We start from the raw sequence: 21,867 nt of genomic DNA on the forward strand, positions 1-21,867 counted from the left end.
CCCGAATTTGTAAAAAAACTACAGGCATCTTTTACGAGCGATTCCACCATACACATCGCAACCGTGCAGGACCTGGCCAATAAAAACATCACCACACAAAACGCAACAAACACATGGACCTGGACCGCGACCAATATCTCCGACGTTACCTGTGCCGTAAGCAATCATTACGATTGGGATGCTGCCAGCGTATTGGTGGACGATAAAGCACACCGTCGTGTTGCCGTACAGGCAGCTTTTGCCGATGGTTCGGAAGATTTCCATCATTATGTTCAATTTGCCCGCAACTCGTTAGATTGGTTTTCGCATAACCTGCCTGGTGTACCTTACCCCTTCCCAAAAACAACATCGGTGCAAGGCTTTGCCGATATGGAATACCCTATGATGGTGAACGACAGCCATGAAACTGACCTTGTTTTTGCACAATTGGTACAAGACCATGAGATTGCGCACACTTATTTCCCATTCTATATGGGCACCAACGAAAGCCGTTACGCGTTTATGGATGAAGGTTGGGCTACCACATTCGAAATATTGATTGGCACCGCCGAAAGGGGCAAAAAAGCTGCGGATGACTTTTATAAACAATTCCGCGTTACCCGCTGGATACACGGCCCGCACGAAAAGGAACAACCCATCATCACGCCTTCGCCCGATGTTACCTTCGGTGCCGGCAACAATGCTTACGGCAAACCTTCGTTAAGCTATCTGGCGCTGAAAGATATGTTGGGCGATGACCTGTTTAAAAAGGCGTTACACGTTTACATGGCCAACTGGAACAGCAAGCACCCTATTCCTTGGGATTATTTTAATTCGATGAAAGCAGGCTCGGGCAAAAACCTCGACTGGTTCTTTTATAACTGGTTCTTTACCCCTTATTATATCGATATCGATCTTGATAAAGTTGATAAAACATCCGGCGGCTACACCTTATCGGTTAAAAACATCGGCGGCTTTGCCGTTCCTTTCGATGCAAACGTAACCTATGCCGATGGTACCACCGAAACTTTCCACCAAACACCAATAGTTTGGGAAAAAGACCAAAAACTGGCTGTCATCAATATCAAAACCTCCAAAGAAGTAAAATCGATAGTTTTAGACGGCGGCATTTTTATGGATGCCAACGAAAAAGACAACAAATGGGTGGCTAATTAAGCCATCCATTTTCCTTTTGCCTACTATAAAATGCTCTTTTAATTACAAAAACAGGGCAATATTTACCTTTGATTAATTTTTGTAAATTATTAAGAAACTTTTTGATAAAAAATTTCATTAACATTAAGCAAATACTATATTTGTAATGGGTTTGTTGTGTACTGACCTGTATACCCCCTATTAATTAACTATGGATTTCCTCCTGTTGGTAAGCTATTGACTTATTTTCGGGTTTTACTCCATCATAATGATAATTATTGCTCTCCTGCATCCGTACTTTGCGCGATAGTTTAAGGGGCTGTATACAGTTTATTAAATAACTACCCTGCAATTTTTGTACAAATTATCAGTTAACGGCATTGAAACTTTTTTTGGTTACCAATAATAACAGCATATTAACTTTCAGGATACCTCGTGTTTTGATGGTTTTGATAACCGCTGCGTTGGTTTTTGGTACCAACATCGCTTGCGCGCAACAACTGCGGGCAATCGGCGGTAAAGTAACCGACAGTCAAACCGGCGAGCCCATTGCATATGGCACCGTTTTCTTAAAATTAAACACAGGCCTCCGCAAAGCTGTTTCAACCGATTTTGATGGCCATTATCATTTATCAGTTCCTAAAACTCTAGCTGTCGATTCCATTTTTGCAAGTTATGTAGGCTATTTAACAGCCGGTAAGCCTTTACCTAAAACCAATGGCGAGGTTAATTTTAGCCTTGCAGTTAATGCCCGTACGCTAAAAACAGTAAACATAACGCCAAAAAAATATGTTAACCCGGCTTGGGAAATACTGGATAGCGTAGTTAAACATAAACCCGATAATAACCTGCAGAAATTAGATAGCTACCAGTACCGTAGCTATAACCGTATTACCATCGCGGCCACCAACCTGAGCGAAAAGTTAAAGCAACGCAAAGTAATGCAAAGGATATTGCCGCTAATGGACAGCCTGAAAAAAATGGAAGGGAACGACGGCAGTCCTGTTCTACCAATTTTTATGTCCGAAACCATATCCGACTACTTTTTCCAAAAAAGCCCTGAAGCCAAAACTGAACATGTAGAGCGTTCACGCTCGGTTGGTGTGGGCCTGGAAGACGAGACGCTGATATCACAATTGGTAGGTGCCACATTTTTACAATACAATTTCTACAACAACTATCTCAAATTGGCAGCAAAAGAGTTTATTTCGCCCATAAGCGATAGTTGGAAAACGTTTTACAATTATGAGCTAATCGATGAAAATGATAAGATAGATGGCAAGTCGTATTATAAAATAGAGTTCAAGCCCAAACGTTCGCACGATCTATCGTTTTCGGGTACCATGTGGATTACCAAAGACGATTTTGCAATGTTCCGCATCAATACGGATATATCACCCGATGCCAACCTTAATTTTTTAAAAGGTATCAGGATACAACAGGAAATGAACCAACCAAAAGGTACAACCGCCTGGATACCATCAAAAACCCGTATCGTATTACACGTAGCCAACATCAGTAAAAACCTGACGGGCTTTATCGCCACCTTTTACCTGCTGAACAGCAGCATGGAGGTAAACAAAAAATACCCCGAAGACTTGTTTAAAGAACCCATCGTTTTGAGCCCCGATGTTAATAAAAAAGATGAAGGCTATTGGGAAAAAAACCGGACAGACTCGTTGACACAATCGGATAAAGACACCTACCGGATGATTGATACTGTTAAAAATTTACCAATTGTTAAAGCCTATACGGGCATAGCCACTACGCTCATCAACGGGTACTACAAAGTAGGCAAAATCAGCTTTGGCCCCTACCCATACACTATTAGCCGTAACGACTTGGAAGGCTTTATTTTACGTTTAGGCGGCATTACCAATAGCAGTTTCAGCAACAAATGGGTATTGGGGGGCTACGCGGCTTATGGTTTCGCCGATCATCGGATGACAGGCAACGGCTCTGTCGAATATATATTTTCTCGCAAACCATGGGTGGAGGGGGGCCTATCTTTTACCCACGATATCGCCCAAACCGGCTATCAATATGAGAGTTATGCTTTAAACAGTAACAATGTGTTTTACGCAGCCCTTCAAAACGGGAGTATCAGCAAACGCGGCCCTTTTATCGAAAACATTACTCAGGCTTATATACAAACCGACCTTGCCAATAACCTGCAAGGTAAACTAACGTTAAAGCATAGCACCTTCGACCCTTTATTTAATTACGACTACATACAGGGCAACGACACCACACGCCATTATCAAACAAGCGAAGCCAGGGCAGAATTGATATGGACACCCGGCCGAAAGCAACTGCAATCGTCAAAAGTAAATAAGCGGATAAGCATCAATGGGGGTACCGACGACCCTATCATTATCTTCAGGTACACACAAGGCCTGATAAATGAGACTGGCGGCGATGTTGCTTACAATAAATTCGGTTTTAACCTAAGCCAAAAAGTGCACATGGGCATTTGGGGTTTGGGCGACTATTCATTCACTGCCGGTTATATACCAAGCACATTGCCATATCCTTTATTAGAGAACCATCGTTACAATTTCAATACCATGCGTTTTCTGGAGTTCGCCAGCGACAAGTACGTATCCCTAACCTATACACAACATTTGGAGGGTTTGATTACAAACAGTATCCCCTTATTAAAATCGTTAAATATACGTAATGTGGCAGTACTCAATATTTTAGATGGTGCCTTGAGCGATGGCAATAACGAAGCCTATTTAAGCGGCCGCCGCAAAGTGGATCTAAGCCTCGAGAGCAAACCTTACGTTGAAGCCGGGTACGGCTTTGAAAACATCCTCAAGATAATCCGTATCGACTTTTTGTACCGCCTCACCCATAACGACCACGTCGACGCCTTGGGCAACCTGCCCGACAGGTTTGCAACCCGGCTAACGCTCCAATTCAGGCTATAGTTAATTAACGCGCATTCGACCGTTCGTTGGCTTTTCTGCCCATGGCGTACTCTATGCCCCCTAACAGATGTTTTAGGAACAAAGGCTCTGTATATGATTCTTCGGTATGGCCCAATGCGGTGTAAAATGACCGCCCGCCATCAAACGTATGGTACCAGCTTACCGGATGCTGGCCGCCGTTGCGCCCGCCACCATAACTGCCTTCGTCTATCACTATCAAAAATTTAATATCATCGTTATACCAGCTAAAGTTGTACCATTCGTCGGTGCGTTTCCATACCAATGGCAGGTCCTTGGTAGCCTGGTGTGTGGGGTCAACAATTTTCAATATGGCCGGCTGCACATCCGGGTGGCTTTTATAATAAGCGCCAACCAAACGGCCATACCAGTTCCACTCCAGCCCGGTATTGGTTGCCGAGTGTATCCCAACAAAGCCGCCGCCACCCTTTATATAGTTTTGAAAAGCCGCTTGTTGGTCTTCTTCCAATACTTCGCCGGCTGTATTTAAAAAAATAACCGCCGAGTACTGCTTCAGGTTTTCATCTGTAAAGTTTTCTACGTTGGTGGTAGTGTCAACATCAAATGCGTTTTCTTCCCCCAGTTTAATAATAGCTTTTATGCCTGCCGGTATACTGGTATGGTGGTAGTCCCCCACCTCCTTAAAAAAAATAAGCACCTTCGGGTTGGCCTTTGCATACAGGTTTGTGGTAAATGCCAATAAGCCCAGGCATATGATGAAAACGCACCTCAGTTTAAAGTTCAATGATTTTAGTCGCATATTAATATCGTAGAATGAATTAATTACCGGGATAAATTTAAAAAATTAAATATAGCCTTTTATCAACCATCAACGTATTTGTAATTTACATTATTATGGGGTGCGATATAAACAAAGAAAGAGTTTCGATATGAAACTCTTTCTTTGTTTTATAGGTAGATGTTATATATATGTTGATCAGGCAACTAAGTGGCCCATGGTGGTACCACGATTGTTGTCGCTGGAGTTGCGGAAGTTGATTTGTTGCGCCTTGTAACTTTTAAGGTCATTGTTTAAAATTTCCTTCAATTCGGCATCGGCACGTTTAATTAATAAAACAGCGCGGTTAATCATTAGCTTTTCGAGTAATACGTTTATGTTTTGCATGGCTGGTTGTTTTTAATTGTGTTTAATTCTGTTTATGATATACCCAATATGATGCCAACAATTACGCAGTACAGCAAAAGCGCGCAATTGAGCATTTTGGTCGATTTTTTATTTCTGAGCGTTTCTAAATTCATACTTACTGTATAAAAAATGGGTCATTGTAATGTGTTGGTAGTTGCAAATTCATCTTTATCGACATTGGTATAAACCGGTGCCTGTGCTCATGCTTCATAACAGCGCGGTGAGCGTAAACTAAACATATCATAATTAATGCGATCAGTAATTTGGTTGCCATTTTGTTTGTTGTTTTACATAACAAAGATGTTTTAACGCGATGGTTTTAGCTACACAAATTAGGTGAATGGGGCTAAAATGTCGGTGAATGAATGAAGCTGGCAGATAAAATTTTCACCGATGGCGGCTTGCAAATAATTATTGCCATTGGTTGTTACAAACTATACCTATATTTATCTAAACTTAAACTTAAACACAAAATCTTATGGACAGATCATTAATTACAACCAGCATCGGTTTAGACGGTTATAAAATAACAAAACAATTAGGTGTGGTTCGCGGCATTACCGTACGCAGCCGTAGCGTAGTAGGCAATTTTGCAGGCGGTATACAATCATTATTTGGCGGCAGGCTATCCATTTATGTGGAGCTTTGCGAAAACGCCCGCGAAGAAGCCTTTCAGCTATTGATGCAACATGCACAGGCCATGGGCGCCAACGCGGTTATCAACATGCGTTATGATGCCAATGAAGTGATGAACGGCATTACCGAAGTATTGGCTTATGGAACAGCCGTTGTTGTCGAAAAAGCTTAATTCAATTTCCTATCAAAACAAAACGCCCTTGCAAATTTATGCAAGGGCGTTTTTTTTTCATCTTTCTCTACTTACAATTCACCTCGCATCATCAGCCGATGGGCCATACATGCCGGGTACCGGTACATCCAGCATGCGCAGGTAAACACTCAATTGCCCGCGATGGTGAACCATGTGGCTAAACACCATGTTACGCAGCACCTGCACCTTGGGCATGGTAAATATAACATGGTCTCCCATGCGTAAGGTCCACATTTCCATCAATTGCTCGTTGGTTACGCTTTCAAGTGCGGCTATAGCGCCGGCAACACTTTCATCGTGGTGTTTTAGCAATTCTACTGTGCTGGTGGCTAAAAATGGCTTAAACGCTCCTGATGCTAGGTCCAACTCGTCGGCATTGATGGTAAAACCGGTCCAGTTAGGCAAATCCGATACATGCGTGGCCAGTTTCCCTAAAGTCATCGATTTTTCGTGCGGTTTCCAGCCGAGTTTATCGTTCGGCACGCGTTCCAGCATTTTGCGGGTACTCGCTGCCTCGTGCTGCATTTCGCCAATCAGCGCTTTGTTTAAGTTCATAACTATTTTGGTTTAGGTTATTTGGTTAGCCGTACTGCAGCCGGCTTATCTAAAAACCAATCCACATTTTTCCGTATAAGTTGAGCGGGATATTCCGGTATATTTTCCGCATCTTCCAACACATGATGCACAGCTTCGGCCTTACCGGCTCCATAAACCAAAAACGCGATGTTATCAGCCTGGTTAATCAAAGGTGCTGTAAAACTGATGCGGTAAATTTGCTGGTCCTCTAAAAACACTTCCTTTACCTCTGCTTTTTTATTAGTCAGGATAGCTGTATGCGGAAATAACGAGGCTGTGTGCGAGTTATCGCCCAAACCCAGCAATACCAGGTCGAACTTAACAAGGTCGTTATCAAAAAAATGGTTAATGGTATCAGTATAGTCATCGGCCGCTTGCGCGGGAGACAATGCTGTGTTCACTTTAAAAATATTGGCAGCCGGTATCTTCAACGGGTCGAACAAAGCTGTTTGCACCATCAGGGCATTGCTGTCCTTATCGGTATCGGGCACGTTGCGTTCATCACCAAAAAAGAAATATACTTTTTTCCAGTCAATCTGTTTCTTATAGGCATCAGACGCGAGTAACTCGTACAGTTTTTTTGGAGAACTCCCACCCGAAAGAGCAACCGTAAACTGACCGTTTTGAGCGATAGCTTCATCAGCTGATTTTACAAAAAACCCGGCCAGCGCCTGCAATACCTCATCCGTTGTATCAAAAATATGCAGCATCTTATTTTTTCTTTTTGCCGTTTAAAGGCAGGGTAAACCAATGGAAACCATCACGGGCTATCAAAGCCTCGGCAGTTTCAGGCCCCCACGAATCGGCCGAATAGTTGGGGAAGTTGATACTCTTACGCGATTCCCATGTCTTCAATATTGGCATAATCAGTTCCCAGGCTTCTTCAACCTGGTCGCCTCGCATAAACAGGGTTTGGTCGCCCAGCATGGTATCCAACAATAAAGTCTCATATGCTTCAGGGGCGTCGCTGGTATAGGTACCGCTGTAATCAAATACCATATCAACGGTATTCAATATCATATCCAGACCGGGGCGCTTAGCCTGTACTTGTAAACGGATGCTCATTTCGGGCTGTATGCTGATGATAAGCCTGTTTTGCTGCCAGCTTTCGGTAGCCTCCACCGGAAAAACCCGGTGCGGTACATCCTTAAACTGTATGCTGATTACCGACGACGATTGGTGCAACCTTTTGCCTGTACGCAGGTAAAATGGCACACCTTGCCAGCGCCAATTGTCGATAAAAAACTTAATTGCTGCAAAAGTTTCGGTGTTCGATTCGGGGTTTACTTTCGATTCCTCGCGATAGCCGGGCACTTCTTTGCCTTCTATCCATCCCCTGCCGTATTGGCCCCTTACGGTGCTCATACGTACATCCTCGGCCGAAAAACGGCGCATGGCACGCAACACCTCCACCTTACGGTTACGCAACTCATCCGAACTGAAATTGATAGGGGGTTCCATCGCCACCAGGCAAAGCAATTGTAAAATATGGTTCTGTACCATGTCGCGTAAAGCACCTGCGCCGTCGTAATAGTCGCCACGTTCGCCCATGCCCAATTGCTCGGTTACCGATATCTGTACGTGTTCGATGTTATCGCGGTTCCATATTGGCTCCAATATCGAATTGGCGAAACGGAAAGCCATGATGTTTTGAACCGTTTCTTTGCCCAGGTAATGGTCAATACGATATATCTGCTTTTCGTTGTAAATATTGCTTAACAGGTGGTTCAGTTCTTTGGCCGTTTCCAGGTCGTGCCCGAAAGGCTTTTCTATCACAATGCGCGTCCTGTCGGGATTGTCTGCTAAATGCGCTTTCGAGATATTCGAAGCTATGATCGGGAAGAAATTAGGCGATACTGCCAAATAATACAACACATAAGGCTCTTGCCCCCATTCTATTTTGTACCCGTTTATTTTTGTGCCAAACTCTTTATAGGTTTCAAAATCGTTAATATCCGATACCTGGTAGGCCAAATGTTTTGAAAACTCGTCCCACTTGTCTTTTTTTGCTTTTCCGCTGCGCGAAAACTGGTTTACACCCTCTAATACCCTTGCGCTAAAGTCCTCGTCGCTCAACTGGGTACGGCCCGTGCCGATGATGGTAAATTGCTCGGGCATCCAGCCATCTAAAAACAAATTATATAGCGCCGGGCCAATTTTACGCTGGCTCAGGTCGCCGGTACCACCAAAAATAACAAATATGGTAGGCTGTGATTTTATGATTGATTTCATTGGTCGTTTTTCTTTTTACGATTTAGGCATCCATTGTGTATGGAACACCCCTTCTTTACCGATCAGCGCATAGGTATGCGCACCAAAATAGTCGCGCTGTGCCTGCGTCAGGTTCGATGGCATATTGGCTGTTTTAAAGTTATCAAAATAGCTTAATGCTGATGCAAAAGCGGGAACGGCTATACCCGCGCTTACCGCAGCGGAAACCACCGTACGCATGCCCTTATTAGCTCCGTTCACCAACGCAGCAACATCGGCATCCAGCAATAAATGCCCGAGCGATTTATTTTTGCCATAAGCACCATAAATATTCTCCAGGAATTTTGAACGGATAATACATCCGCCACGCCAAATCTTCGCTATCTCGTCCAATTTCAGGTCATAGCTATATTCCGTCGATGCTTTCGACAGCAGGAACATGCCCTGCGCATAGCTCATAATCATGCTGAAGTAGAACGCGTCCTCTAATAAATTCAAAAACGCTTCTTTATCCACAACAAGGGCTTCGGATGGCGTATACATAGTTGACGCCTGTATACGGATAGCTTTGTATTTCGACAGATCACGCATAGAAACAGCAGTATCTATCACCGTAATCGGCGCTTCCAGGTCATAAGCTACCTGGCTTGTCCATTTACCGGTACCCTTTGCCCTGGCTTCGTCCTTAATGTCATCAACCAACAGGTGGTCGCTGCCGGGTTCTTTATAGGTAAAAATATCACGTGTTATCTCTATCAGGAATGATGATAGTTTGCCTTCGTTCCATTTTTCAAATACGCCATGTATTTCTTCGTTGTTCAGCTTTAAGCCGTTGCGCAATAATTCATACGTTTCGGCAATCAGCTGCATCAAACCGTACTCAATACCATTATGCACCATTTTTACAAAATGCCCTGACGCTCCCGGACCAATATAGGTAACACATGGCGCGCCATCTACCTTAGCAGCAATAGCTTCCAGTATCGGCTTCATTACAGCATAGGCCTCCTTATCGCCACCCGGCATCATGCTCGGGCCTCGGCGTGCACCTTCTTCACCACCTGATACCCCCATGCCAAAAAAATGGAATCCTTTAGCCTCCAGATAGTCAACCCTACGGTTAGTATCGGTAAAATGCGAGTTACCGCCGTCTATCAAGATATCGCCTTTGGCAAGCAAAGGCAACAATTCCTCAATCACTTCATCCACAATTTTACCTGCAGGCACCAGCATCATAATAGCCTTGGGGCTGTTCAGGCTCGCGGTAAATTCCTTTACATCGCTAAAGCCCTTTACTTTGCCCTTAGCCTTGCTGCCTTCCTGCTCCAACTGCACACCTTTCGACGCATCCTTATCAAAACCGGCGCCGTTTACGCCATGGTCGGCCATGTTCAGCAACAGGTTACGGCCCATGGTACCCAGGCCTATCATTCCAAAATCGTATTTGCTCATTGTAGTTTTAATTTTTGTTCATGGTTCATAGATCATGGTCCATGGTTTTCTTTCATTCTTACTATGAACCATGAACTATGAACTAACTATTTTTCTAATTTCAAACCTTCCAATATCGCCTTTGTTTCTTCAAAACTGGTGTGTTGATAGGCCTTGATACCCAAATTTCTTGCGGCGGTAACAAACATAATCCTGTCGTCAAAATACACGCATTGCCTTTCGGTAACTTGCGCTATGCCCATCGCCAATTTAAAAATGCCGGGGTCCGGTTTACGCATTTTCACCTCGCACGACGATATAAAGGCATCAAAACATTCATCCAGTTTAAATTTGTGTACCCGGTAATCGTTAAGCTCCTTACCCTCGTTGTTGATGGAGATGATGCGGAAACCGCTCTCTTTTTTCCATGCTTTCAGCCATTGCAACATGCCGGGCAACTCAACCGACTGCTCGTACATAAAAGCCTTGAAGTCTTCGCGGGTAAACTCGCGGGGTTTGGTAAATACTACGAAATCGAGATAGTCATCCAACGAGAGACTGCCAATTTCATAGACGTTGAAAATAAAGTTGTGCAAAGCGTCGATTTCTTCATACTCGAAACCAAATTTCTTCGCCGCCTTTTTTCGCGACTCATGGCCCCATCCGTTGCTGAGTAATACCCCGCCAACGTCGAAAAATAAGACTTTTACCGGTTCAACATTCATATCGCTTAAACTTTAGCTTTCTGGTCGTCTATCGATTTCAGTAGTTTTTCAAAAGGTTTATTGAATTTATCAATGCCCTCATCCTCCAATTGCTGGGTGATTTTATCGATATCTATACCCGCCTTCTTTAACCTGTCTAATGTTTCGGTGGCTTTATCCAAACCATCCTCCAATACATTAGCTGCTATGCCATGGTCGCGGAAGGCTTCAATAGTTTCCAGCGGAACGGTATCAACAGTATCGGCACCAATTAGTGCTTCAACATACTTAGTATCCTTAAATGCAGGGTTCTTGCTGCTGGTACTTGCCCAAAGCAAACGTTGCGGTTGCGCGCCTTGTGCCGCCAGTTTTTCCCAACGTGGGCCGCTAAATACTTTTTTATAAATCTCGTAGGCTTTTTTTGCCGATGCGATGGCAACTTCACCTTTCAAATCGCCCAGACCTTTTTCGTCCAACATCGGGTCAACCAACACATCGATACGGCTTAAAAAGAAACTCGCTACCGATGAAATATGGCCGATCTTGTGCCCTGCAGCCAAATGGTCTTCCAGACCCGAAATATAGGCTTCTGTTACTTCTTCGTAACGTGGCAAACCAAAAAGTAAGGTAACATTAATGTTGATGCCTTTTGCTATAGATTGGCGGATGGCTGCCAAACCAGGTTGCGTGCCCGGGATTTTTATCATCACATTTTTGCGGTCAACTTCTTTCCAAAGTTGCTCGGCCTGAGCTGCTGTGCCTTCGGTATCTAAAGCCAAAAACGGCGAAACCTCTAAACTAACATATCCGTCCACACCTTTCGACTCCTCATAAACACCTTTAAACATATCTGTAGCTTTTTGGATGTCTTTGATGGCCAGTTTAAAAAACAACTCTTCGGTTGTTTTAGCGCTACCGGCCAAAGCCTTGATATCCGCGTCATAATCTGAACTGCTGGTAATAGCTTTTTCAAAAATTGCCGGGTTAGAGGTTACGCCCCTAACACCGTCCACATCGATGAGGCTTTTCAGTTTGCCCGATGCCATGATCTCGCGATCGATAAAATCCAGCCAGATGCTTTGACCAAAGCTGTGTATCTTTTTTACATTATTTTCCATAATACTTTGTGTGTCTTATTTATCTAATTCTTTAACTTTTGCTATCCTGCGGTTATGCCTTTCGAGCCCGGTAAACTGAGCCTTTAAAAACACATCTACCAACTCTTCCGCTACAGCGTAACCGGTAATGCGGCCACCTAAACAAATGATGTTCATATTATCATCCTCAACACCCTGATGTGCCGAAAAGTGGTCGCCAATCAAAGCAGCGCGCGCTCCATGAACTTTGTTTGCCGCGATACACGCACCTACCCCGCTTCCGCAGATGGCTATGCCCCGCTCAACAGTTCCGGCAGCTACGGCCTTCGCCATAGGGATCACATAATCAGGATAGTCGTCCGCGTTATCCAAATGATCAGGCCCAAAATCTACCACATCATGCCCCAACGAAGTTAAAAAGGGATGAATAATCTCTTTTAATTCGTAACCGCCATGATCTGATGCGATGCCTATCTTCATTTTTTTGTTTATTGGTTCATTGGTCATTCGTTCATTAGTCCTGTCAAGCTAATAAGACTTTCACTAATGACAAATGAACAAGTGAACTAATGAACTACTTCCCTAAAACAGCTTTAGCTTTGCTAACCACATTCTCCACCGTAAAGCCAAATTCTTTGTTCAAAGCTTCTGCCGGTGCCGATTCGCCAAAGCCGTGCATGGTTACAGTATCGCCTTCGTCGGTAACATATTTATGCCAGCCCAATGCCGAGCCTGCTTCAATAGCCAAACGTTTTTTCAACGCTTTTGGCAATACGCTCTCTTTGTAAGCGGCGTCCTGTTTTTCAAACAACTCCCACGATGGCATACTTACCACACGGGCGGCTATTCCTTCTTCTTTTAGTTTGGCTTGCGCCGACATGGCCAATGCCACTTCCGAACCGGTACCGATCAATATCAGTTCCGCCTTTGTTTCAGGTTCCGACAAAACGTAGGCACCTTTAACCAAGCCCGATGCTTTACCATATTTATCCTGATCTAATACAGGCAATCCCTGACGGGTTAATACCAATACAGTTGGCCCGCCCTTGTGCGATACGGCGAATTTCCATGCTTCGGCAGTCTCATTCGCGTCCGCCGGGCGGATAACGATATTATTTGGTATCGAACGCAACGAAATCAATTGCTCAACAGGCTGGTGTGTAGTACCATCCTCGCCCAGGCCAATGCTATCGTGTGTATAAACAAATACAGGGTTTATCTTCATAATGGCCGCCAAACGTATCGGCGGGCGCATGTATTCAGAGAATATCAGGAAGGTAGCACCAAACGGAAGGATACCTTTTGTTAATGCCATACCATTCATGGCCGAACCCATAGCATGCTCACGGATGCCAAAGTGGAAGTTACGTCCGCCACGGTTCTCGCTCGTAAACGAATCATATTCCTTCAGATGTGTTTCTGTTGATGGCGACAAATCGGCCGCGCCGCCTATCAGGTTTGGTATTTTAGCGGCAAGCGCATTCAATACCTTGCCCGATGCTACACGTGTAGCCACTTTACCTGCATCTGCTTTAAATACCGGGATATCGGCATCCCAGTCTTTTGGCAACTCGCCTTTAAATGCACCTTCAAATTCGGCAGCCAATTCCGGGAATTTAGCTTTGTAATCGCTGAACAGTTGATTCCATTTAGCCTCAGTTGTGATACCGCGGCTACCTTTTTCATGGTAATAGGTTTCCACCTCAGCCGGTACATAAAATAATTTCTCCGGATCGAAACCAAAGAACTCTTTTACCAGTTTCACTTCGTCGGCACCCAGCGGCGCACCGTGGGAACCTGCGGTACCGGCCTTGTTCGGGCTGCCGTAAGCTATCAGCGAGCGTACGCGAATCAACGATGGTTTTTGTGTTTCGGCCTTGGCGTTACGCAAAGCCATCGCTAAAGCGTGAATATCATTCACGTCTTCAACATGCTGCACATGCCATCCGTAAGCTTCAAAACGTTTGTCTACATCTTCATTAAAGGAAATTTCGGTGCTGCCTTCTATCGATATCTTATTATCATCATATAAATAAATGATGTTGCCCAACTCCAAATGTCCGGCCAACGATGCCGCTTCGGAAGCTACACCTTCCATCATATCACCATCGCTGCAAATAGCGTAAATGTGGTAATTGAATAAATCAAAACCCGGTTTGTTGTAACGGGCCGCCAGGTATTTCTGCCCGATGGCAAAGCCAACACCATTTGAAAAACCTGCACCCAGCGGGCCGGTGGTTACATCAATACCGGGGCACAAGCCATATTCAGGGTGGCCGGCTGTTTTGCTATGTAACTGGCGGAAATTTTTCAGGTCATCTAACGAAACATCATAGCCTGTTAAATGTAAAATACTGTATTGTAACATACAGGCATGGCCTGCCGATAATATAAACCTGTCGCGGTTGGCCCAGTCGGGGTTTTGTGGGTTATAGTTTAAAAACTCAGTCCATAACACGTGTGCCATTGGCGCAAGTGCGATGGGAGTTCCCGGGTGGCCCGAATTTGCTTTTTGTACGGCATCAGCTGCTAATAAGCGTATGGTATTAATGCCTAAATTTTCAATGTCCTTACTTTTTGGATCCATTTTTTGTATTTGTTGTATTGTGATGTGTTAGATTTTTATTCCGGTTTCGAGGTGATCAGTTCATGTCTTTCATCAACCTGCCAAAGCCTTGCCCCGCCTTTTATCCCATCGCGATTTGATACGATGACCATATTGCTATCCAACGGAAATTTAATTTTAGAAGCGTTGCCGCCGCCGATATATAGTTTGTCGTAATTGAACACGGTTTTATAAATGCTAAAGACCTGTTTTACCCGTTCATTCCATTTGGCTACGCCTTCTTTTTCCAAAGCCTTCTCGCCTATGTAAACATCGTAAGTTTTGCTTTTAGTGATGGGCAAATGGGCCAATTCCAAATGGGGTAATAGCACGCCATCGTTAAGCAAAGCTGTACCAAAACCCGTGCCCAGTGTTACTACAATCTCAAAACCTTTGCCGTCAACCACGCCCAAACCTTGCATGTCGGCATCGTTAACTACCATAGCAGGTTTGCCAAGTTCTTTGGTTAAAGCGCCGGCCAAATCAAAACCCTTCCAGGCATCGGTACCCAAATTGGGTGCTGTATACACAACACCTTTTTTAACATAGCCCGGAAAACCCACCGAAATATTATCGTATGCCGGAAAATCCTTTATCAAAGTTTTTATGGTATCGATCAATTGCTGTGGCGTAGGATTGGGAGGAGTTGCTATTTTTTTGTAATCCATCTGCATCGCTCCTTCCTGGTTCAAAATGACCGATTTTACATGGGATCCTCCAACATCAATGGATAGTATCCGCTCTCCCGCCAAGGTTTTTTTCATGCTGTAGATGTTGCTATACTGCTGAAGCAGTATCTTATATTACAATTAAGCTTCTACTCTGTTTCGTGTTTATAAACGGTTAAAAAAAATAACCTTTTGCCGACCTTGTTTGTATGATAACAAACAGGCCGGTTTGCAATAAGAGATCAGTCGCGATCATGACATAAATCATTAATCAGCATACAAATCTATAGTAAATTATTAAAACACCTATAATTTTTAAATTCATTTTACCTTCCTCCCATCAATTTTTACAATAATTACAAAAAACCATGCCCAGTATGTTTTAAAATGGCAATAATTTTTATGCAATCGAATGCATAAATGTATTGTTTTAAAATCGTAACTACCTAAATAAATTATTTATACCATCTTTGTAGCATGACCAAATTATGGCAAAAAACGATTAGCGTTGATCAACTGGTAGAAAGTTTTACAGTAGGCCGCGACCGTGAGTTCGACGAGCAAATGGCCGCTTTTGATGTACTGGGCTCATTGGCGCATACAAAAATGCTGGCAAGCGTTGGTTTGTTGGATAACGCCGACCTGGCCATCGTTCAACAAGAACTAAAAAAGTTATACGCCGAAATACAAACCGGCAATTTTAAGATAGAAGCCGAAGTAGAAGATATCCATTCGCAGGTTGAACTGCTGCTTACGCGGCGCATTGGCGAAGCCGGCAAAAAAATACACAGCGGCCGTTCACGTAACGACCAGGTTTTGGTTGACCTTAAATTGTTCTTCCGCCACGAATTGCAGGAGGTGGTTGCGTCGGTTCAGCAATTGTTCGACTTGCTCATCTCGCTCAGCGAAAAGCACAGAGATGTGTTATTGCCCGGCTATACGCATTTGCAAATAGCTATGCCATCGTCGTTTGGCCTTTGGTTTGGCGCTTATGCCGAAAGTTTGGTTGATGATTTGGAAATGGTGTTGGCTGCTTACCATATCACTAATAAAAACCCATTGGGTTCGGCTGCGGGCTATGGCTCGTCGTTCCCGCTTAACCGTACGCTTACTACCGAACTGTTGGGTTTCGAGAGTCTGAACTATAATGTAGTATACGCCCAGATGGGGCGCGGCAAAACCGAACGGGTTATTGCGCAGGCCTTATCGTCCATCGCGGCAACGCTGGCCAAAATGGCTATGGACCAGTGCCTGTACCTGAGCCAAAACTTCGCTTTTGTAAGTTACCCCGAAAACCTTACTACCGGTTCGAGCATTATGCCGCATAAAAAGAACCCTGATGTTTGGGAAATTATGCGCGGCCGCTGCAATCGCCTGCAAGCCCTGCCTACTGATGTAGCCATGATGACCACTAACCTACCATCCGGCTATCACCGTGAACTACAATTGTTAAAGGAGTTATTGTTTCCCGCTTTCGCGGATATAAAAAACTGCCTGCACATGGCCAGGTTTATGTTGGAGCACATCGAAGTAAAACAAAACATACTCGACGATGCCAAATATGCATACCTGTTTAGTGTGGAAGAAGTGAACCGGCTGGTGTTGAGTGGCACGCCTTTCCGCGATGCCTACAAACAAGTTGGCCTGGCTATTGAAAAAGGTGAATTTAACCCCGACAAAACAGTTAACCACACCCACGAGGGCAGCATAGGTAATTTAGGCAATGATAAAATTGCAGCAGGCATGGAAAAAATTGTGGGCCAATTCCACTTTGAGAAAGTAGATCAAGCTATCAGCAACTTAGTGAAATAGCACTACGCCTTTTTTTCCAGTTCTTCCAATATCTTGATGATCATGGTATTTTGATACTCCAGATGCGTTAAGATGGTTTCTGTCTCCAGTTCGGCTTGCGCATTTATCTTAAAATCTATTTCCGCGCGCAAATCGGCATGGCGCGACTGTACGTTCTGCCCGATCATAATCAAAGGCAGCAAAAACAGCTGTATCATGTTTGAAATAAACAGCCACAACACAAAAGCCGGATATGGGTCGAACCGTAAATCTTTTGGAGCAGCCATGTTCCAACCCAGCCAAACTGCAGTCCAAACAAAAATAATCAGGAAGAATCCCATGCTCCCCACATGGTTGGTTATCCATACAGCCACTTTATCTAAAAACGATGGCTTAGGGTTGTTCCTCAATCCGTGGTTTAAAATTTCATTCCTCTTCTTTTTAAACTCTTCAATAGTAATAGGTACTTTGGCTTCCATATCAAAATAATTAAGGCTTTGTTTTCCTATAAAAATAGCAATTTTGGTTTTAAACTATTTTTTATTTGTTTTTTAAGATATTGCCCCAAACAATTTTGAGGATGGTTACTTTTGGGTATTGATACAAAACCTATGAACGGACAAAACCGAAGCGATATATACCCCGGCCTTGAAGTCGACATCATACTGAAGCAAGACCAGCGCAGCGGCAAACGTACCCGTGGCGTGGTGAAAGACCTGCTTACCAGTTCATCGTTCCATTCGCGTGGTATAAAAGTGCGCCTGGAAGACGGGCAAGTTGGACGGGTTATCGAAATTATTGAAGAAGACTAAACTATGGCAAAAAACCTTATTATACGCCTTGATGCGCAGCATCGCCTTTATATCGCTTTGGCAGTTACAGCCATTGTATTTGTACTCACTTATGGCAAATTCTCCATCCCGGCGCTTATTATGCTAAACTGGGGCAGCTGTGCCATGACCATCATTATTTTAAACTGGGTGGTGATTTTAACCGCCCATCCGCGCGAAATGCGCAAGATTGCCAGTTTGAGGGATTCCAGCAGGTTCAGTATTTTGGTTTTTGTAGTAGCGGCATCATGCGTTAGCTTATTCTCTATCATCTTCCTGCTCAAATCCATCAGTAACGATCCGCATCATACCCAGGCCACCCATCATATTTTGATGTCAATCGGCTCGGTTATCGTATCGTGGTGGATGCTGCATACCGTTTTTACTATGAGCTACGCCCATATGTTTTATACCTATACGCCGCAGACTGATGATGCCCCCGACGCCGTTGTTGGCGGCCTGCGTTTCCCCGATCAGGAATTGAACCCAGATTACGTAGATTTTGTCTATTTCTCCTTCGTTATCGGGATGACGTTCCAGGTTTCCGACGTCGAGATTACATCACGAACCATACGACGCATCGCATTAATACACGCCCTCATTTCGTTCGCGTTCAATACGGCCATCGTGGCATTGAGCATCAACGTGGTGTCCGGTTTACTCGCTTAAAACAACACAGCATTCTTATTAATAAACTTCGGCCGCATCAAATCAATGCCAAGGTGCTTGTTCAATTGCTCTATCACATAATCGCATTGCACCGGCGAATGTGTTTCATCATGCTGGTGCATAAAAAACCATAGCGATTGTAAGCCTTGCCCCTGCCATTGTTTAATGCGTTGCACCCATTCGTCAATACGAGTCCTGTCCGTTGGGTGCAGGCCGTTGCCAACAAAACGGATAAAAGCATGCGGCGTAGGCAGCTCCATGTGCACGCAATCGCGGCGACCGGTAGCATCGGTTATCACAGCGCCAATGTTTAGCGATTTTAGCATATCAAACAATTCCGTCCTTACAGTTGGCACCGCGAACCAATCCTTATGCCTCACCTCTACAAAAACCGGCACATCGCGCGGCAGGTCTTTTAAGTAAAGCTCCAAATCGGGCAAGCTTTTTGGGGTATAGTTATCACCTAACTGTAAAAACAAGGGGCCAAGCAATTCGCCAAAGGCCATAATACCTTCGTAAAACTGGGTGGTTACTTCCCGCGCGTTTTTCAACCGCTTAATATGGCTGATGTTTTGCGGAAACTTCGGGCAAAACCTAAAGTTCGGGTTCTTTTCGGCCTTTATCTTCCATTTTTCAATGGCCGCCGGCCCGTAAACCTGGTAAAAGGTAGCATTCAGTTCAATGCTGTCAAAGTGCTTTATATACTCATCCAAAAAATTAGCATCCTTTGTCTTTTCGGGATATATCTGCCCCAGCCATTCTTTTCGCCCCCATTTGGCGCAGCCCACATGCACTTCCAGAGCCTTTTTAGGTGTCGCTGCTTTCAGCGTGTCAATAGTCAATTGCGGGTCGGGTGGCAATGTAAAATCCACCAGGGGCAATTGTTCTTCGGTAACTTTTCCAAATTCCATATCAGTCTTTCTCCATTTTTGAGTATTTGCGCGTATCGTTCATCAAAGCATACACCACCAGCGATAATAAGATACAACCGGTAACATACCAGTAAAACCAATCGGCATGACCCTGTTCTTTCAACCATAATGCAAGGTACTCGGCGCTGCCGCCAAATATCGAAACAGCAATGGCATAAGGCAAACCCACACCCAAGGCCCTAACATTTACCGGGAACAGTTCAGCCTTTACAACGGCATTGATAGAAGTATACAAACTGGTAATCAGCAAGGCCAGCATCACCAGGCCAAAAGCGGCCCACAGGTCGTGCGTATGGCCTAATGTGGTCATGTTCGGTATGGTACTTGCCGCGCCCAACACACCAAAGGCAATGAGCAAAGGCTTGCGGCCCACCTTATCCGATAACAGCCCGAACACGGGTTGCAACAACATAAACAGAAACAGTGTTAATGCCGATATGAGCGTAGCGTCGTTCTTACTAAAGCCCGATGTATTCACCAAAAATTTTTGGATATAGGTGCTAAACGTATAAAAAGCAACCGTACCGCCAATCGTCAGCCCGATTACCACCAAAACGGCTTTTGGATGCTCCAGCAAGGCACTCAACGTACCACGCTTAGAATCCGCTACCTTTTCTTTATTGAACGACTCTGTCTCGGCCAAGCTACGGCGCAAATACATAGCCGATATAGCCAACACGCCACCTATGGCAAAAGGGATGCGCCATCCCCAGCTATGCAGTTCTTTATCAGTCAAAAAGAAATGCTGCAATAATACCAACACGCCTATAGCTATCAGTTGCCCCATAATCAGGGTAACATATTGAAAGCTCGAGTAAAAGCCTCTGTGTTTGCTGCTTGCCATTTCGCTCAGGTACGTGGCGCTGGTGCCATACTCCCCTCCCACGCTTAGGCCTTGTATCATCCTTGCCAATACCAAAACAATGGGCGCCGCCACACCAATACTGGCGTATCCCGGCACAATGGCTATCATCAGCGAACCCGCGCTCATCAGCAATACAGAAAGGGTCAATGCTGCTTTGCGGCCCTTTTTATCGGCATAAGTGCCCATCAGCCAGCCACCAATAGGGCGCATCAAAAAGCCTACCGCAAATATGCCGGCGGTGTTGAGCAGCTGCGCGGTTTGGCTACCTTTCGGGAAGAAAACAGCGGCAAAATATAATGAGAAAGCAGAGTATACATACCAATCGTACCACTCCACCAAATTACCTATTGAACCTCCGATAATCGATTTGATACGGCGAGCCATAGCCCCGGTGCCTTGGTTAGTATCTATTGTTTGCATGTTTTATAAGCCATCCGAAAATAAGCTTATTATTTGGCAAAGCCTAAAAGCAGGGGTATTTTTTATGGCGGCTATTGTTTGCCCAATCAGAAATAGCTCTTGGCAAATGTTTTCAAGATAGTGAGTGCCGGATGCGAGCCATATTTAAACAAGCTGACACTTGCCCCCTCTATAAAAGCATCGAACTGTGCAAAATCGACATGCGACAGTGTATTAAAACCCATCGACCATTTAGGGAAATTACGCTTATCTATGGTTCCCTGGGCTATTTCGATAATACCTTTATGCCGTGGGTCCTCAAATATTTTTTCGTAAGTTTTTTCCAGATCCTGCTTTTCGCCTTCCAATAATTGCACAAAGCTCCCTTCACAATAAAGGAGCATACCGGTTAAGTTATTTTTTTTGTTGTTGTTTTGGCTCTGCATTAATAACCCTTTAAGTTCTTCGTCTGTAAAGGGCCTAACAGCTGTGCTCATGTAAACTACGTATTCCATCAATATTGTAAATTATACTCTGCGAATGACCGCAAAAGCTTCACCGCAGGGTGGTCCGGGTTATAACTTTCTAAAAAATCGTATCTCAATGGGTCAACAAAGCCCGATATTTTTGTAATGAAGTCGTTGTAGGATGCTTTCACTCCCATCGACCAATCCGAAAACATACGGCTGGCCTCTTTCCCCGATTTCAGTTTGATGACGCCCTTTTGCCTGTCGTCATGCTGTATGCCTTCAAACAATTGCTCCAATTGTTCGGCTTCACCCTCCAGTGCCTGAAAAATAGTACCATTGCTATATAACATCATCCCGGTAATCCCTTTCATGTTATATTTTTTCCTGCTCTCTAAAAGTATCTGTCCAAGGTCGCTATTGTTCAAGGGTCTTGCAGCTGTGCTCACGTAAATCAGATAATTCATCATTCAAACGTTTAGTTAACCGATTATTATATCGGTTATTTATACGCCTGAGATAATGAAATAGTTATCCTTTTTATCTGATATTATAAGTGCC

At 44.3% G+C, this 21,867-nt stretch carries 22 protein-coding genes; 6 read left to right on the plus strand and 16 right to left on the minus strand.

All coding sequences use genetic code 11. The features are described 5' to 3' along the window. Nucleotides 1-1,155, plus strand: a 1,155-nt coding sequence (locus tag QZX97_RS10970) for a M1 family aminopeptidase (protein ID WP_295664649.1), incomplete at its 5' end; no start/stop codon positions are given. Nucleotides 1,156-1,514: 359 nt separating this feature from the next. Beyond that, complete coding sequence (locus QZX97_RS10975; RefSeq protein WP_295649233.1) at nt 1,515-4,067, plus strand: DUF5686 family protein; 2,553 nt, start codon at nt 1,515-1,517, stop codon at nt 4,065-4,067. Nucleotides 4,068-4,071: 4 nt separating this feature from the next. On the opposite strand, the gene QZX97_RS10980 is transcribed toward QZX97_RS10975, so the two are convergent. Together QZX97_RS10980 and QZX97_RS10985 are read right to left on the minus strand one after the other, a co-directional pair. After that, nucleotides 4,072-4,845: a ThuA domain-containing protein gene (locus tag QZX97_RS10980; protein WP_295649231.1), complete on the minus strand. Its 774-nt coding sequence runs from the start codon at nt 4,843-4,845 to the stop codon at nt 4,072-4,074. A gap of 177 nt (nt 4,846-5,022) precedes the next feature. After that, nucleotides 5,023-5,211 carry a hypothetical protein gene (locus tag QZX97_RS10985; RefSeq protein WP_295649229.1) on the minus strand — a complete coding sequence of 63 codons (189 nt, stop codon included), beginning with the start codon at nt 5,209-5,211 and terminating at the stop codon, nt 5,023-5,025. A 499-nt stretch (nt 5,212-5,710) separates the two neighbouring features. On the opposite strand from QZX97_RS10985, the gene QZX97_RS10990 reads away from it, so the two are divergent. After that, nucleotides 5,711-6,040 carry a YbjQ family protein gene (locus QZX97_RS10990; protein ID WP_295649226.1) on the plus strand — a complete coding sequence of 110 codons (330 nt, stop codon included), beginning with the start codon at nt 5,711-5,713 and terminating at the stop codon, nt 6,038-6,040. A gap of 78 nt (nt 6,041-6,118) precedes the next feature. On the opposite strand, the gene QZX97_RS10995 is transcribed toward QZX97_RS10990, so the two are convergent. From QZX97_RS10995 to QZX97_RS11035, 9 genes are all read right to left on the minus strand, one after another. After that, nucleotides 6,119-6,616, minus strand: a complete 498-nt coding sequence (locus QZX97_RS10995) for a DinB family protein (RefSeq protein WP_295649224.1) — start codon at nt 6,614-6,616, stop codon at nt 6,119-6,121. A gap of 17 nt (nt 6,617-6,633) precedes the next feature. Next, nucleotides 6,634-7,347, minus strand: a complete 714-nt coding sequence (gene pgl, locus QZX97_RS11000; protein ID WP_295649222.1) for a 6-phosphogluconolactonase — start codon at nt 7,345-7,347, stop codon at nt 6,634-6,636. Between the two features lies 1 nt (nt 7,348). Beyond that, nucleotides 7,349-8,869, minus strand: a complete 1,521-nt coding sequence (zwf, locus tag QZX97_RS11005) for a glucose-6-phosphate dehydrogenase (RefSeq protein WP_295664650.1) — start codon at nt 8,867-8,869, stop codon at nt 7,349-7,351. A gap of 15 nt (nt 8,870-8,884) precedes the next feature. After that, nucleotides 8,885-10,300, minus strand: coding sequence for an NADP-dependent phosphogluconate dehydrogenase (gndA, locus tag QZX97_RS11010; RefSeq protein WP_295664651.1), 1,416 nt, complete (start codon nt 10,298-10,300; stop codon nt 8,885-8,887). 86 nt (nt 10,301-10,386) lie between these two features. Next, nucleotides 10,387-11,004: an HAD-IA family hydrolase gene (locus QZX97_RS11015; RefSeq protein WP_295650470.1), complete on the minus strand. Its 618-nt coding sequence runs from the start codon at nt 11,002-11,004 to the stop codon at nt 10,387-10,389. A 5-nt stretch (nt 11,005-11,009) separates the two neighbouring features. Next, nucleotides 11,010-12,101 (minus strand): transaldolase, encoded by a 1,092-nt coding sequence (tal, locus tag QZX97_RS11020; protein ID WP_295650472.1) that lies wholly within the window; start codon nt 12,099-12,101, stop codon nt 11,010-11,012. Between the two features lie 15 nt (nt 12,102-12,116). Next, nucleotides 12,117-12,560 carry an RpiB/LacA/LacB family sugar-phosphate isomerase gene (locus QZX97_RS11025; protein ID WP_295650473.1) on the minus strand — a complete coding sequence of 148 codons (444 nt, stop codon included), beginning with the start codon at nt 12,558-12,560 and terminating at the stop codon, nt 12,117-12,119. Nucleotides 12,561-12,654: 94 nt separating this feature from the next. After that, on the minus strand, nt 12,655-14,667 hold the full coding sequence (tkt, locus tag QZX97_RS11030; RefSeq protein WP_295650476.1) for a transketolase: 2,013 nt from the start codon (nt 14,665-14,667) through the stop codon (nt 12,655-12,657). 35 nt (nt 14,668-14,702) lie between these two features. Next, entirely contained in the window at nt 14,703-15,449 is a 747-nt protein-coding gene (locus QZX97_RS11035) for an ROK family protein (protein ID WP_295650478.1), read from the minus strand. A 381-nt stretch (nt 15,450-15,830) separates the two neighbouring features. On the opposite strand from QZX97_RS11035, the gene argH reads away from it, so the two are divergent. Continuing rightward, a complete protein-coding gene (gene argH, locus QZX97_RS11040; protein WP_295650480.1) occupies nt 15,831-17,165 on the plus strand; it encodes an argininosuccinate lyase in 1,335 nt (444 codons plus the stop codon). A gap of 2 nt (nt 17,166-17,167) precedes the next feature. Here argH and QZX97_RS11045 read toward each other — a convergent pair whose 3' ends face one another. Further along, entirely contained in the window at nt 17,168-17,623 is a 456-nt protein-coding gene (locus tag QZX97_RS11045) for a DUF1003 domain-containing protein (RefSeq protein WP_295650481.1), read from the minus strand. 132 nt (nt 17,624-17,755) lie between these two features. Here QZX97_RS11045 and QZX97_RS11050 point away from each other — a divergent pair, with 132 nt between their 5' ends. Further along, entirely contained in the window at nt 17,756-17,956 is a 201-nt protein-coding gene (locus tag QZX97_RS11050; protein ID WP_295650483.1) for a YwbE family protein, read from the plus strand. Nucleotides 17,957-17,959: 3 nt separating this feature from the next. Continuing rightward, on the plus strand, nt 17,960-18,643 hold the full coding sequence (locus QZX97_RS11055) for a DUF1345 domain-containing protein (protein WP_295650485.1): 684 nt from the start codon (nt 17,960-17,962) through the stop codon (nt 18,641-18,643). Here QZX97_RS11055 and QZX97_RS11060 read toward each other — a convergent pair. The 4 genes from QZX97_RS11060 to QZX97_RS11075 all read right to left on the minus strand — a co-directional run bounded on the left by QZX97_RS11060 (nt 18,640) and on the right by QZX97_RS11075 (nt 21,773). Then, complete coding sequence (locus QZX97_RS11060; RefSeq protein WP_295650487.1) at nt 18,640-19,554, minus strand: DUF72 domain-containing protein; 915 nt, start codon at nt 19,552-19,554, stop codon at nt 18,640-18,642. The genes QZX97_RS11055 and QZX97_RS11060 overlap by 4 nt on opposite strands. A 1-nt stretch (nt 19,555) precedes the next feature. Continuing rightward, a complete protein-coding gene (locus QZX97_RS11065) occupies nt 19,556-20,860 on the minus strand; it encodes an MFS transporter (protein WP_295650489.1) in 1,305 nt (434 codons plus the stop codon). Between the two features lie 86 nt (nt 20,861-20,946). Beyond that, the gene (locus tag QZX97_RS11070) at nt 20,947-21,354 is read right to left on the minus strand and encodes a BLUF domain-containing protein (protein WP_295650491.1); all 408 of its coding nucleotides are present in this window, start codon (nt 21,352-21,354) and stop codon (nt 20,947-20,949) included. Continuing rightward, nucleotides 21,354-21,773 carry a BLUF domain-containing protein gene (locus QZX97_RS11075; RefSeq protein ID WP_295650493.1) on the minus strand — a complete coding sequence of 140 codons (420 nt, stop codon included), beginning with the start codon at nt 21,771-21,773 and terminating at the stop codon, nt 21,354-21,356. The genes QZX97_RS11070 and QZX97_RS11075 overlap by 1 nt, the downstream gene beginning before the upstream one ends. Between the last annotated feature and the right edge of the window lie 94 nt (nt 21,774-21,867).

This window comes from uncultured Mucilaginibacter sp., assembly GCF_903893715.1.
In the GTDB taxonomy this organism is placed as follows: domain Bacteria; phylum Bacteroidota; class Bacteroidia; order Sphingobacteriales; family Sphingobacteriaceae; genus Mucilaginibacter.

Bases quoted from the DNA above. Each gene is read 5' to 3' on its own strand.
- QZX97_RS10980 (WP_295649231.1), bottom strand. From the start codon at position 4,845: ATGCGACTAAAATCATTGAACTTTAAACTGAGGTGCGTTTTCATCATA.
- QZX97_RS10985 (WP_295649229.1), bottom strand. From the start codon at position 5,211: ATGCAAAACATAAACGTATTACTCGAAAAGCTAATGATTAACCGCGCT.
- QZX97_RS10990 (WP_295649226.1), top strand. From the start codon at position 5,711: ATGGACAGATCATTAATTACAACCAGCATCGGTTTAGACGGTTATAAA.
- QZX97_RS10995 (WP_295649224.1), bottom strand. From the start codon at position 6,616: ATGAACTTAAACAAAGCGCTGATTGGCGAAATGCAGCACGAGGCAGCG.
- pgl (WP_295649222.1), bottom strand. From the start codon at position 7,347: ATGCTGCATATTTTTGATACAACGGATGAGGTATTGCAGGCGCTGGCC.
- zwf (WP_295664650.1), bottom strand. From the start codon at position 8,869: ATGAAATCAATCATAAAATCACAGCCTACCATATTTGTTATTTTTGGT.
- gndA (WP_295664651.1), bottom strand. From the start codon at position 10,300: ATGAGCAAATACGATTTTGGAATGATAGGCCTGGGTACCATGGGCCGT.
- QZX97_RS11015 (WP_295650470.1), bottom strand. From the start codon at position 11,004: ATGAATGTTGAACCGGTAAAAGTCTTATTTTTCGACGTTGGCGGGGTA.
- tal (WP_295650472.1), bottom strand. From the start codon at position 12,101: ATGGAAAATAATGTAAAAAAGATACACAGCTTTGGTCAAAGCATCTGG.
- QZX97_RS11025 (WP_295650473.1), bottom strand. From the start codon at position 12,560: ATGAAGATAGGCATCGCATCAGATCATGGCGGTTACGAATTAAAAGAG.
- tkt (WP_295650476.1), bottom strand. From the start codon at position 14,667: ATGGATCCAAAAAGTAAGGACATTGAAAATTTAGGCATTAATACCATA.
- QZX97_RS11035 (WP_295650478.1), bottom strand. From the start codon at position 15,449: ATGAAAAAAACCTTGGCGGGAGAGCGGATACTATCCATTGATGTTGGA.
- argH (WP_295650480.1), top strand. From the start codon at position 15,831: ATGACCAAATTATGGCAAAAAACGATTAGCGTTGATCAACTGGTAGAA.
- QZX97_RS11045 (WP_295650481.1), bottom strand. From the start codon at position 17,623: ATGGAAGCCAAAGTACCTATTACTATTGAAGAGTTTAAAAAGAAGAGG.
- QZX97_RS11050 (WP_295650483.1), top strand. From the start codon at position 17,756: ATGAACGGACAAAACCGAAGCGATATATACCCCGGCCTTGAAGTCGAC.
- QZX97_RS11055 (WP_295650485.1), top strand. From the start codon at position 17,960: ATGGCAAAAAACCTTATTATACGCCTTGATGCGCAGCATCGCCTTTAT.
- QZX97_RS11060 (WP_295650487.1), bottom strand. From the start codon at position 19,554: ATGGAATTTGGAAAAGTTACCGAAGAACAATTGCCCCTGGTGGATTTT.
- QZX97_RS11065 (WP_295650489.1), bottom strand. From the start codon at position 20,860: ATGCAAACAATAGATACTAACCAAGGCACCGGGGCTATGGCTCGCCGT.
- QZX97_RS11070 (WP_295650491.1), bottom strand. From the start codon at position 21,354: ATGGAATACGTAGTTTACATGAGCACAGCTGTTAGGCCCTTTACAGAC.
- QZX97_RS11075 (WP_295650493.1), bottom strand. From the start codon at position 21,773: ATGAATTATCTGATTTACGTGAGCACAGCTGCAAGACCCTTGAACAAT.